The sequence below is a fragment of the Nocardioides sp. Z38_18 genome (assembly GCF_058215695.1).
The window spans coordinates 184090-196102 of the sequence record NZ_JBZAJE010000002.1 but is presented as its reverse complement, the minus strand read 5'-3'; the positions used below and the strand labels follow the sequence as shown (position 1 = coordinate 196102).

The following is a 12013-nucleotide window of genomic DNA, read 5'->3' as shown; positions in this document are numbered from 1 at the left end:
TCGCAGCGCCGGCCGGCTGACGTGCACAGGCCCCGCACAGCACCCCCTCGTCCACAGGATCCGCCGGCGGCAGCGCACCGAGGCCCGGGACCCGGTGGGGTGGCGCCATGAGCAGCGGCGCACGCAACACCAGTCTCGGGTCGTACGGCGAACGGGTGGCCGCACGGCGCCTGGTCGAGCAGGGGATGGTCCTCGTCGACCGCAACTGGCGGTGCGACCTGGGCGAGGTCGACCTCGTGCTCCGCGACGGCGACGTCCTGGTGTTCTGTGAGGTCAAGACGCGCAGCTCCACGGCATACGGCCACCCGCTGGAGGCGGTGACACCCGTCAAGGGCGCCCGGCTGCGTCGCCTCGCCGCCCGTTGGCTCGAGGAGCACGACGTCCACCCGCCGGAGATCCGGATCGACCTCGTCGGGGTGCTGCTCGCCGAACGCGGCGCTGCCGACTTCGAGCACGTGCGAGGTGTGGGCTGATGGTCGCCACCACGCACACCGTCTCGCTGCACGGCGCCGTCGGCCACGTCGTCGACGTGCAGGTCGACCTCTCTGACGGCCTCGTCGGCACCGCCCTCGTGGGTCGTCCGGACACCTCCATCACCGAGGCGCGCGACCGCTGCCGGGCTGCGGTGAACAACAGCCGGTTCGTCTGGCCCAACACGCGGCGCACCACGATCCTGCTGTCCCCGGCTGACCTGCCCAAGCGCGGCCCGCACTTCGACCTGGCGATCGCGGTGGCGGTGCTGGCCGCCGCGGACCCGAACTTCCCCAAGGAGTCCCTGCGCGGCGCGGCGATGATCGGTGAGCTCACCCTGGACGGCCGGATCCGGTGCGTGCCGGGCGTCCTGCCGATGACGATGGCGGCGGCTGCCCGGGGGATCGAGACCGTCTATGTCCCCGAACCGCAGCTCGGGGAGGCGTCGATGGTGCCGGGAGTTCGCGTCTTCGGGATCCGGTCCCTGGCGCAGGTGGTGGCCCTGCTCATGGGGAAGGAGCCGCCGGAAGCGCCCGAGGTGGAGGCGCTCTCAGGGGCGCCGCTGCTCAGCTGGCGCGGCGAGGAGCGCCTCGAGGACCTCGACATGTCAGACGTCCTGGGCATGGCCGACACCCGCTACGCACTCGAGGTCGCGGCCGCCGGTGGGCACCACCTGATGCTCACCGGGCCGAAGGGGTCGGGCAAGACCACCCTCGCCGAGCGACTCCCCGGGCTGCTGCCCGACCTCGACGAGGACGAGTCGCTCGAGCTGATGGCGGTGCACTCGCTGTGCGGCACGCTTCCGGCCGGAGCGTCGGGCATCGTGCGGCCTCCGTTCCGCGCGCCGCACCACTCCGCCTCCCGCACGGGCATCCTCGGCGGCGGCAGTGGCCGGGTGCGGCCGGGGGAGGTGAGCAAGGCCCACCTCGGGGTGCTCTTCCTCGACGAGTTCCCGCTGTTCCCCACCGACGTGGTCGAGGCCCTGCGCGAGCCGCTGGAGTCCGGCGAGATCTCGATCTCCCGCGGCGAGGAGGACGCCACCTACCCGGCGCGGGCGATGTTCGTGTTCGCGTGCAATCCGTGCCGGTGCGGCGAGTACCACCCCTACTCCCGCGACCACCGTTGCACGTGCACCGAGCTCCAGCGCCGGGAGTACCGCCGCAAGATCTCGGGTCCGATCGCCGACCGGGTCGACATCACCCGCTTCGTCGAGCCGGTGAGGCACGAGCGGGTCGCGCCGCTGCCCTTCGAGGTGCCCGAGCCCAGCGCGGCGATCCGGAGCCGGGTCACGCTCGCGCGGGAGCGCCAGAGCCTGCGCTACGCCGGCCAGTCGTGGCGGCTGAACTCCCAGGCCCCGGGACCGGTGCTGCGCGAGCAGTGGCCGGTGACCGATGCGGCCAAGCTGCGCCTCGACGCCGAGGTGTACGCCGGCCGGCTGACCCGTCGCGGCGCCGTGCGGGTGCACCGGGTCGCGTGGTCGGTGGCCGACCTGGCCGGGGTCGAGCGGCCCGGGGTCGAGGAGCTCGACGTCGCCCTGCGACTGCGCTCGGCGGACCCGCTGCTGCTGAGCAGCCTGCCGACGCGGCACCCGGTCGACTCGACGGGGGAGTCGGCATGACCGGGAGCGACGAGGAGGAGCGGCTGGCCCGGGTGGTGCTGTCGCGGATCGGGGAGCCGGGCGATCCCCGGCTGACCGACCTCGTGCACGAGCTGGGGGCGCGCACGGTGCTCACCGGCCTGCAGACGCAGGCGGCCGACCAGCAGCTCGGCGCCGACCTCGCCGAGCGGCTCGCGTCGGTCGACCCGCTGAGAGAGCTCGAGCGTGCCGCCTCGCGGGGGATCAGGTTCGTCGTACCGCTGGACGCGGAGTGGCCCGAGGCGGTGGAGGGCCTCGCGCTCGCCCCGCACCTGCACGAGCGCGGCGGCGTGCCCGTGGGCCTGTGGTGCCGCGGCCCGCTCCGTCTGAGTGAGGTCACCGGGCAGGCGGTGGCGGTGGTGGGCTCCCGGTCGGCGACCAGCTACGGCGGCGACGTGGCCGGTGACATCGCCGCGACCCTGGCGGGAGAGTCCTGGACGGTCGTCTCCGGCGCCGCCTTCGGGATCGACCAGGCCGCCCACCGCGGCGCGCTGGCGGCCCGGGGTGCGACCGTGGCGGTGCTGGCCTGCGGGGTCGACCGTGCCTACCCGGTCGCGCACCGCAACCTGATCGACTACATCGCCGACGTCGGCCTGGTCGTCTCCGAGGCGCCGCCCGGGTGCGCGCCCACCAGGATCCGGTTCCTGGCCCGCAACCGGGTGATCGCGGCGCTGGCCCGGGGAACCGTCGTGGTCGAGGCGGCCGTGCGCAGCGGAGCCCTGAACACCGCGAGCTGGGCAGCCGGGCTCGGGCGCACCGTGATGGGGGTGCCCGGGCCGGTGACCAGCGCACCCTCTGCGGGCGTCCACCAGCTGATCCGGGCCAGGGACGCACTCCTGGTCACCTCGGGGGAGGAGGTGCTCGAGGCGGTGGGACCGGTGGGCAGCCACACGCTGACTGACCCACGCGAGCCCGAGCACGCACGCGACCGGCTGCCGGCGCGCGAGCGACAGGTCCTCGACGCGGTGCCCCTGGTGCAGGCGGTCGACTCGGGCGCGATCGCCCGGACAGCAGGCATCGCCCACGGGCGCACCAAGGAGGCCCTCGTCGCGCTGCACCGGGCCGGCCTGGTCGAGCACTCGCTCGGGCGGTGGCGGATCGCCGCCGAGGCGCCCTCCGCCTGAGCCCGACAGTGACCTGGGCAGACCTGGTCCGGTCGCGCCTGCGCAGCAGCCGGTCCCGGGCTTCGTAGGGTGAGCTCGTGGAGGACCCCCAGGAGCTGCCGGAGCCGATGGCCGTTGCCCTGGGTGCCTACGAGCGGCACCTCGCCTCGGAACGGGACCTCTCCGCGCACACCGTGCGGGCCTACGTCGGTGACGTGCAGGGCATGCTCGAGCACGCGGCGGCTCTGGGCCACACCGACCTGGGCACGCTGGACCTGCGGACGCTGCGCAGCTGGCTGGCCAAGCAGCAGACCCTGGGCAAGGCGCGGACCACGATGGCCCGGCGGGCCACCGCGGTCCGGGTGTTCACCGCGTGGGCGCAGCGCACCGGCCGTGCGGAGACCGATCCGGGGGCCTCCCTGGGCAGCCCCAAGGCGCACAAGCCGCTGCCTCCTGCACTGAACGCAGCCGAGGCGCGCCAGCTGCTCGAGGCTGCGGCGGCCCGTGCCGACGACGGCAGCGCGGTGGGACGCCGCGACGTCGCGATCCTCGAGCTGCTCTACGCCACCGGCATCCGGGTGGGGGAGCTGTGCGGCCTCGACGTCGACGACGTCGACCGCAGCCGCCGCGTCGTCCGGGTCCTGGGCAAGGGGCGCAAGGAGCGCACCGTGCCGTACGGCGTGCCGGCGGACCGGGCCCTCGGCCTGTGGCTCGAGACCGGCCGACCCGAGCTGTTCCGCCCCGGCGCCGGCGCCGCGATGTTCCTCGGCGCCAGAGGAGGCCGGATCGACCCCCGGGCGGTCCGGACCCTGGTGCACGCCCGGCTGGCCGAGGTGCCCGACGCCCCCGACATGGGCCCCCACGGGCTGCGCCACACCGCCGCGACGCACCTGCTGGAGGGCGGGGCGGACCTGCGTACGGTGCAGGAGATGCTCGGGCACGCCTCCCTGTCCACGACCCAGATCTACACGCACGTGACCACCGACCGCCTGCGTCAGGCCTACCGGCTGGCGCATCCCCGGGCCTGAGAGTGCGACAGGTCACAGCCGCTCTCGCGGGACGCTTATTGACGCACCCCGCGTCGCATAGTTGACTTCCGCAAGCGTTTGGTGCCGCCGGCGCGCTCCCACGACAGCTGAGTGAAGGAACGCATGTCCACCGACCCCGCCACCGCCGCGCGACCCACCGGGTCCGACCCGGTCCCCGCACCGACCAAGGCCATGGTCACGGTCGTCGTGCTGTGCTTCGGTGGGCTGAGCGCGTCCCTGACGCAGACCCTGGTCATCCCGATCCAGTCGCAGCTGCCGCAGCTGCTGTCGACCTCTCCGGCGAACGCGTCCTGGGTGATCACGGCGACCCTGCTGGCTGCGGCGGTGACGATGCCGATCGCGGGCCGGCTGGCCGACATGCTCGGCAAGCAGCGGGTGCTCCTGGTCAGCGCGGCCATCTTGATGGTCGGCTCCCTGGTGTGCGCGATGGCCGACTCGCTCACCCCGATGCTGGTCGGGCGCACGCTGCAGGGCCTCTCGATGGGGTTCATCCCGGTCGGCATCAGCCTGATGCGGGAGGTCACGCCACCGCGGATGACCGGCACGGCGATCGCCTCGATGAGCGCCACGCTGGGCGTCGGTGGGGCCATCGGCCTGCCGCTGTCGGCCTGGGTGGCCCAGGACTTCAGCTGGCACGCGCTGTTCTGGCTCTCGGCCGGGCTGGCGCTGGTGGTGACGATCGCCGTGGCGACCGTGGTGCCGCACGTCGAGGACGCGAACGGGGGCACCCTCGACGTCGTCGGCGCGCTGGGCCTGACCGTCGGCCTGGTCTCCACCCTGATCGCCATCACCAAGGGCAACGCCTGGGGCTGGGACCAGCCGCGCACGCTCGGCCTGCTCGTCGGCGGGGTGGTGGTCCTGCTGGTGTGGGGCTGGTACGAGCTCCGCGTCGAGGAGCCGCTGTGCGACCTCCGGGTCACGGCTCAGCCGGCGGTGCTGCTGACCAACCTGGCCGCGGTCGCCATCGGCTTCGGGATGATGGCCCAGGCGATCGTGGTGCCCCAGCTCCTGCAGCTGCCCGAGGCCACCGGCTTCGGCCTCGGCCAGACCATCCTGCAGGCGGGCCTGTGGATGGCGCCGGGCGGGCTGATGATGCTGGTCTTCGCCCCCGTCTCCAGCGGCCTGATGCAACGGGTCGGCGCCAAGCGGACCCTGATGCTGGGTGCGGGCGTGCTCGGCTCGGGCTACGTCGTGGCCGCCTTCTTGATGCACACTCCCTGGGAGCTGCTGATCGCCTCCTGCATCGCCTCCGCCGGTGTCGGGATCGGGTACGCCGCGATGCCGACCCTGATCCTCGCCGCGGTCCCGATGCGCGAGGCCGCCTCCGCCGTGGGCATCAACGGGCTGATGCGCTCGATGGGCACCACGATCGCGGCGGCCGTGATGGCGATGATCCTGACCGGGTCCACCAAGAGCCTCGGCGGCTTCGAGATCCCCACCGAGTCGGCCTTCCGACTGTGCTTCATCGTCGGTGCGGCGGCTGCGTTCGTCGGCGTGGCGATCACCGCCGCGATCCCGCTCTCCCGTCGGGCCGCCGAGGCCGCCAAGGCTGCGGCCGCCAAGGCCCACTAGCCGGGCGGATCGAGCGGGCCTGCGCCGGTGAGCGGCAGCAGCCGCACGGGTCCGGCCCCGACCAGGGTCAGCGGGTCGAGGTAGGTCGCACCGCGACGCAGCCCCCAGTGCAGGCACACCCGGGGGAAGCAGTGGCTCGAGGCGCGCTGCAGGGTGCCGAGGACGCCGCCTCGACCGACGGTGTCGCCGACCCGGACGCCGGCGGTCACCGGCTCGTAGGTGGTGCGGACGCCGCCGTGGTCGAGGACGACCACGCCTCGGCCGGCGATCGTCGCCGCAAACGTCACCGTGCCGCCCAGGGAGGAGTGCACCGGCTGGCCGGCGTGCCCACGCAGGTCCACGCCGCGGTGACCCGCCCCCCAGGGCCGGTCCGGCGGGTCGAATCCCTCCGCCACCGGTGGTCTGGGGGAGAGCGGCCAGGCGCCGTCCCGCACGGGAGCGGGCCCGGCCTGGACGGTCAGGGGCAGGACGGGCAGGGGCAGGGGGAGCAACAGGGTCGTGACAGTGAGGACGAGGGAGGGGAGCAGGCTCATGGTGGGAGCGTGCCGCGGGGCGGCCACGAGCCCGGTGTCCGACCCGAGCGCCTGTGGACGGGGGAGGGCTTCGCCGGGGGTGTGCGGGCCAGCCGGCCGGGCCGGTCCTCGTTTCGACATCCCCACCGGGCACCGATAGAGTGATGCCAGCAACCCGTGTGGGTTGACTTCGCACGCTCGTATCCGTGCCGTCCTGCAGATCCTGGCAGGACGGGGTCACACGGGCGAGGGCTCTCAGTCCCTGGCAACAGGGTCGGGCCCCGCACGAACGTCAGGGCAGGATCCCCAGCGACACCGGGGACGTCCTGCAACCGAACTGAAAACCAGTCGGTGCGCGCCAGCGTGCTCCGACACAACAGGAAAGAATCCCCATGGCAGTCGTCACCATGCGCCAGCTCCTCGAGAGCGGCGTCCACTTCGGGCACCAGACCCGTCGCTGGAACCCCAAGATGAAGCGCTTCATCATGACCGAGCGCAACGGCATCTACATCATCGACCTGCAGCAGTCGCTGTCCTACATCGACACCAGCTACGCGTTCATCAAGGACACCGTGGCCAAGGGCGGCACGATCATGTTCGTGGGCACCAAGAAGCAGGCCCAGGAGGCGATCGCCGAGCAGGCGACCCGCGTCGGGATGCCCTACGTCAACCAGCGTTGGCTCGGCGGCATGCTCACCAACTTCCAGACCGTGCACCAGCGGATCAACCGCCTCAAGGAGCTCGACGACGTCGACTTCGACGACGTGGCCGGGTCCAGCCGCACGAAGAAGGAACTGCTCTTCATGCGCCGCGAGCAGATCAAGCTCGACCGGACGCTGGGCGGCATCCGCGACATGACCCGCACGCCCTCGGCCGTGTGGATCGTGGACACCAACAAGGAGCACCTCGCGGTCGAGGAGGCTCGCAAGCTGAAGATCCCGATCATCGCGATCCTCGACTCCAACTGCGACCCCGACCTCGTCGACTACCCGATCCCGGGCAACGACGACGCCATCCGTGCGGTCGGCCTGCTGACCCGCGTGATCGCCGACGCCGTCGCCGACGGCCTGATCGCCCGCTCGGGTGCCAAGACCGACGGTGACGCCAAGGGCATCGGCACCGACGAGCCGCTGGCCGACTGGGAGCGCGACCTGCTCCAGGGCGAGGCCGACAAGGCTGCCGTCGCCGCCACCGGTGGCGACACCAAGACCGAGGACACCCCCGCCGCCGAGGCGACCGGGGCCTCCGTCGAGGGCGCAGCTGCCAAGGAGGCCGCCGAGGCCCCCAAGGCCGAGGCTGCCCCCGAGTCCACCGAGGCACCTGCGGCGCAGGAGCCCGACGCGCCCGTCGCTGCCGTGACGCCTGCCGTCACCGCAGTGGAGGAGCCGTCCGAGGCGCTCCCCGCCGAGGGCACCGCTACGACGAAGGAGGACTGAACGTGGCGATCTCCGCCGCTGACGTCAAGAGGCTCCGGGACCACACCGGCGCCGGCATGATGGACTGCAAGAAGGCCCTCGAGGAAGCCGACGGCGACTTCGAGAAGGCCACCGAACTGCTCCGCATCAAGCTGGGCAAGAAGGCTGCCGAGCGCGGCGCCGAGCGCACCGCCTCGGCCGGCCTGGTGGCCACCTCCGGCAACGTGCTCGTCGAGCTCAACTGCGAGACGGACTTCGTCGCCAAGGGCGAGGACTTCATCAGCACTGCCCAGCAGATCGCTGACGCTGCGGCCGGGGCGCTGGACTCCTCGGCCGACGCCGACGCCCTCAAGGCGGTCAAGATCGGCGACAAGACCGTCGAGGAGATCGTCAAGGAGCTCGCGGTCCGGATCGGCGAGAAGATCGAGCTCGGCCGCGTGGCCGTCTTCGACGGTCCCGTCGTGTCCTACATGCACCGTCGCGCCTCCGACCTGCCCCCCGCCGTGGGTGTGCTGGTGGAGTACGACGGCTCCGACGAGGAGGCCGCCCGCGGCGCCGCCATGCAGGTCGCAGCGATGCGTCCGAAGTACCTCACGCGTGACGAGGTGCCCAGCGACGTGGTCGAGCGGGAGCGTTCCATCGCCGAGGCCACCTCGCGCGAGGAGGGCAAGCCCGAGCAGGCGATCGCCAAGATCACCGAGGGGCGGCTGAACGGCTTCTACAAGGAGGTCGTGCTCCTCGACCAGCCGTCGGTGACCGACAGCAAGAAGTCGGTCAAGGCAGTCCTGGACGCCGCCGGCGTGCAGGTCAAGCGATTCGCACGCTTCGAGGTCGGAGCCTGATCCATCCGTCACCTGTTGGCGGCTCAGTACACGTTGGAGGCCGGTTCGATGCACGCACACTGCAGGCATCGGGCCGGCCTTCGGCCATCAACTACCTGGAGGGTCGGATGAGCGGCTACAAGAGAGTCCTGCTCAAGCTGTCGGGCGAGGTCTTCGGCGGTGGACGGGTGGGCGTCGACCCCGACGTCGTGCAGAAGATCGCCCGCGAGATCGCAGAGGTCGTGCGGTCGGGCGTCGAGGTCGCCATCGTCACCGGCGGCGGCAACTTCTTCCGCGGCGCCGAGCTCCAGCAGCGCGGCATGGACCGGGCGCGCGCCGACTACATGGGCATGCTCGGCATCGTGATGAACTGCCTCGCTCTCCAGGACTTCCTGGAGAAGGAGGGCATCGAGACGCGCGTGCAGACCGCGATCACGATGGGCCAGGTCGCCGAGCCCTACATCCCACGCCGGGCGATCCGCCACCTCGAGAAGGGCCGGGTGGTCATCTTCGGCGCAGGCGCCGGGATGCCGTACTTCTCCACCGACACCGTCGCCGCCCAGCGCGCGCTGGAGACCAAGTGCGAGGTCGTGCTGATGGGCAAGAACGGAGTGGACGGCGTCTACAACGCCGACCCGCGGACCAACCCCGACGCGATGAAGTACGACGAGCTCACCTTCACCGAGGCGCTCCAGCAGGGACTGCAGGTCGCCGACGCCACCGCGTTCGCGCTCTGCATGGAGAACCACCTGCCGATGGTCGTTTTCGGGATGCACCCCGAGGGGAACATCCTCAAGGTGGTCCAGGGTGAGAAGATCGGCACTCTCGTGAGCACCGGCGACGCCGCCCGCACGTCCGAGCACCACAACTAGTCGCAGCAACCAGGCCCAGCAACAGGAGAGATGCGTTGATCAACGACACCCTGAAGGACGCCGACCAGAAGATGGCCAAGGCCGTCGAGGTCACGCGAGAGGAGTTCTCCGCGATCCGTGCGGGCCGCGCCAACCCCTCGATGTTCTCCAAGCTGACCGTTGACTACTACGGCACGCCCACGCCGATCCAGCAGCTCGCCGGCTTCACCGCCCCCGAGTCCCGGATCATCCTGGTGCAGCCCTACGACATCGGCTCGCTGGGCGCCATCGAGCGCGCGATCCGCGACTCCGACCTCGGCGTGAACCCCTCCAACGACGGCAAGCTGATCCGGTGCGTGTTCCCCGAGCTCACCGAGGAGCGCCGCAAGGAGTACATCAAGATCGCCAAGTCCAAGGCCGAGGAGGGCCGGGTCTCGGTGCGCAACATCCGCCGCAACGCCAAGCAGGCGCTGGAGAAGCTGGAGAAGGACGGCGAGGTCGGCAAGGACGACGTCACCGGCGCCGAGAAGAAGCTGGACGCCTCGACCAAGAAGCACACCGACCAGATCGACGACATGCTCAAGCACAAGGAATCAGAGCTGCTCGAGGTGTGAACGACCAGATGACAGAGTCCCCGGCCGCCCCGGTGCACCCCGAGAAGAAGCCCGGAAAGAAGCGCAGTGCCGGGCGCAACCTCCCCGTCGCGATCGCCTCCGGCGTGGTGCTCGTCGCGGCGGTGGTGCTGACGCTGGCGTTCGCGAACCTCGCGTTCGTGGCGCTGGTGGCGGTGGCCATGGTCGTGGCCGTCTGGGAGATGCACAAGGCGCTGCTGACCCGCGGGATCGACATCCCGCAGGAGCCGCTGATGCTCGGGGCCGTGGTGATGATCCTGGTCGCCTACCTCTTCGGGGCACCGGCCCTGGTGGCGACCACGGCGGTCACGGCGCTGGTCACGATGCTGTGGCTGCTGCGGCGCGGGGTGGACGGCTACGTCCAGAACGCGAGCGCCGCGGTGTTCACGCTGGTCTACGTCCCCTTCCTGGCCTCGTTCGTGGTGCTGCTCCTCGCCGAGGACAACGGCGCGCTCGCCGTGATCGCGTTCATCGGGGTCACGATCGCCTCAGACATCGGCGGGTACGCCGCCGGGGTGCTGTTCGGCAAGCACCAGATGGCCCCCGTGATCTCGCCGAAGAAGTCCTGGGAGGGGTTCGCCGGCTCGGCGATCGCCTGCGTCGCCGTCGGCTACCTCGTCGTGGTGCACCTGCTCGAGGGTGACTGGTGGGTCGGGGTGGCACTGGGCCTGATCACGGTGGTGATGGCCACCCTGGGCGACCTGTGCGAGTCGGTGATGAAGCGCGACCTCGGCATCAAGGACATGAGCCAGGTCATCCCCGGCCACGGCGGGATCATGGACCGGCTCGACTCGCTGCTCGCGACGGTGGCGCCGATCTGGCTGCTGCTCCACTACCTCGTGCTCTGAGCACGGCCGGCGATCAGGGGTTGCCACGCCGCCCGTGGGTGCGCGGCGGCTCGTAGCCACCCTCCGGAGGGACCATCTCGGCCCGCAGCCCCAGCAGGCGCACCGGCCGGTCGTCCTCGAGCCGCTCCCACAGCTCGACCGCGGTCCCGGCCAGCACACTCGCGTCGAAGGTGGGCTCGGCCAGCTTGCGGCTGCGGTTCACCGTGAAGAACGGCGCGAACCTGACCTTGAGGTGCACCCGGGCGCAGGCTCGCCCCTCGCTGCGGATGTCGACGACCACCTGCTCGGCCAGCGCCCGCAGCGCCTCCGGGATCTCCGGGCCGGTCAGGTTCTGCTGGTAGGTGGTCTCGCGGCCGCGTGCCCGGGCCACCCACGGGGTGTCGTCGACCGTGGCGCTGGAGACACCCCGCCCCAGGCGGCCGTAGTGCGGGCCGGTGTTCGGGCCGAACTCGGCCACGAGCACCTCCTCGGGCGCCTCGGCCAGCTGGCGCACGGTCTCGATCCCGTGGGCCGCGAGGCGCTGCTGCACCCGGCTGCCCACCCCCCACAGGTCGCGGGTCGGGCGCTCGCCCATGTGCGCGAACCAGTTCTCCCGGGTCAGCCGGAACCTGCCCCGCGGCTTGCCGAAGTCGGTGGCGATCTTGGCGCGGACCTTGGTGTCCCCGATCCCCACCGAGCAGTGCAGCCCCGTGGCCGCGAACACGTCGGCCTGCAGCGCCCGGGCCACCTCCTCGGGGGCGCCCGGCGTGTCCGGGGTCTCGATCCCCACGAACGCCTCGTCCCAGCCGAGCACCTCCACCACGGCGCCGGGGATGGCGCGCAGCGTGTCCATCACCACGGCCGAGGCGGCGTCGTACGCCTCCTTGTCCACCGGCAGGAACACGGCCTCGGGGCACTTGCGGGCCGCGATCCGCAACGGCATCCCCGACCTGACCCCGAACTCCCGGGCCTCGTAGGAGCCGGTGGAGACGACGGCGCGCTCGGTCGGGTCACCGCGCCCGCCGACGATCACGGGCAGGCCGGCGAGCTCGGGCCGCCGCAGGATCTCGACGGCCGCGATGAACTGGTCCATGTCCACATGGAGCACCCACTGCGCCACGACG

General features: G+C 71.8%; 12 protein-coding genes. 10 read left to right on the top strand and 2 right to left on the bottom strand.

Translation table 11 applies throughout. The features are described 5' to 3' along the window. The first annotated feature begins 107 nt into the window (after positions 1-107). From AC4BGC_RS12065 to AC4BGC_RS12045, 5 genes are all read left to right on the top strand, one after another. Positions 108-473: a YraN family protein gene (locus AC4BGC_RS12065; RefSeq protein ID WP_490555970.1), complete on the top strand. Its 366-nt coding sequence runs from the start codon at positions 108-110 to the stop codon at positions 471-473. Further along, positions 473-2089, top strand: a complete 1617-nt coding sequence (locus tag AC4BGC_RS12060; protein ID WP_490555969.1) for a YifB family Mg chelatase-like AAA ATPase — start codon at positions 473-475, stop codon at positions 2087-2089. Before AC4BGC_RS12065 ends, AC4BGC_RS12060 begins: the two co-directional genes overlap by 1 nt. Then, a complete protein-coding gene (gene dprA / locus AC4BGC_RS12055) occupies positions 2086-3231 on the top strand; it encodes a DNA-processing protein DprA (protein ID WP_490555968.1) in 1146 nt (381 codons plus the stop codon). Before AC4BGC_RS12060 ends, dprA begins: the two co-directional genes overlap by 4 nt. A gap of 107 nt (positions 3232-3338) precedes the next feature. Further along, a complete protein-coding gene (locus tag AC4BGC_RS12050; RefSeq protein WP_490548461.1) occupies positions 3339-4238 on the top strand; it encodes a tyrosine recombinase XerC in 900 nt (299 codons plus the stop codon). A gap of 123 nt (positions 4239-4361) precedes the next feature. Then, positions 4362-5831, top strand: a complete 1470-nt coding sequence (locus AC4BGC_RS12045; protein ID WP_490555967.1) for an MFS transporter — start codon at positions 4362-4364, stop codon at positions 5829-5831. Here AC4BGC_RS12045 and AC4BGC_RS12040 read toward each other — a convergent pair. Beyond that, entirely contained in the window at positions 5828-6364 is a 537-nt protein-coding gene (locus AC4BGC_RS12040; RefSeq protein ID WP_490555964.1) for a murein hydrolase activator EnvC family protein, read from the bottom strand. The two genes, AC4BGC_RS12045 and AC4BGC_RS12040, sit on opposite strands and share 4 nt — an antisense overlap. A gap of 371 nt (positions 6365-6735) precedes the next feature. On the opposite strand from AC4BGC_RS12040, the gene rpsB reads away from it, so the two are divergent. From rpsB to AC4BGC_RS12015, 5 genes are all read left to right on the top strand, one after another. Next, positions 6736-7779: a 30S ribosomal protein S2 gene (rpsB, locus tag AC4BGC_RS12035; RefSeq protein WP_490555963.1), complete on the top strand. Its 1044-nt coding sequence runs from the start codon at positions 6736-6738 to the stop codon at positions 7777-7779. A 2-nt stretch (positions 7780-7781) separates the two neighbouring features. Then, a complete protein-coding gene (tsf, locus tag AC4BGC_RS12030; RefSeq protein WP_490548222.1) occupies positions 7782-8600 on the top strand; it encodes a translation elongation factor Ts in 819 nt (272 codons plus the stop codon). 107 nt (positions 8601-8707) lie between these two features. Then, a complete protein-coding gene (gene pyrH, locus AC4BGC_RS12025; protein WP_490548223.1) occupies positions 8708-9451 on the top strand; it encodes a UMP kinase in 744 nt (247 codons plus the stop codon). A 38-nt stretch (positions 9452-9489) separates the two neighbouring features. Further along, entirely contained in the window at positions 9490-10044 is a 555-nt protein-coding gene (gene frr, locus AC4BGC_RS12020) for a ribosome recycling factor (RefSeq protein ID WP_490548462.1), read from the top strand. Between the two features lie 8 nt (positions 10045-10052). Then, entirely contained in the window at positions 10053-10910 is an 858-nt protein-coding gene (locus tag AC4BGC_RS12015) for a phosphatidate cytidylyltransferase (RefSeq protein WP_490548224.1), read from the top strand. A 13-nt stretch (positions 10911-10923) separates the two neighbouring features. On the opposite strand, the gene AC4BGC_RS12010 is transcribed toward AC4BGC_RS12015, so the two are convergent. Beyond that, a complete protein-coding gene (locus tag AC4BGC_RS12010) occupies positions 10924-12009 on the bottom strand; it encodes a DNA polymerase IV (protein WP_490555962.1) in 1086 nt (361 codons plus the stop codon). Positions 12010-12013 lie beyond the last annotated feature (4 nt).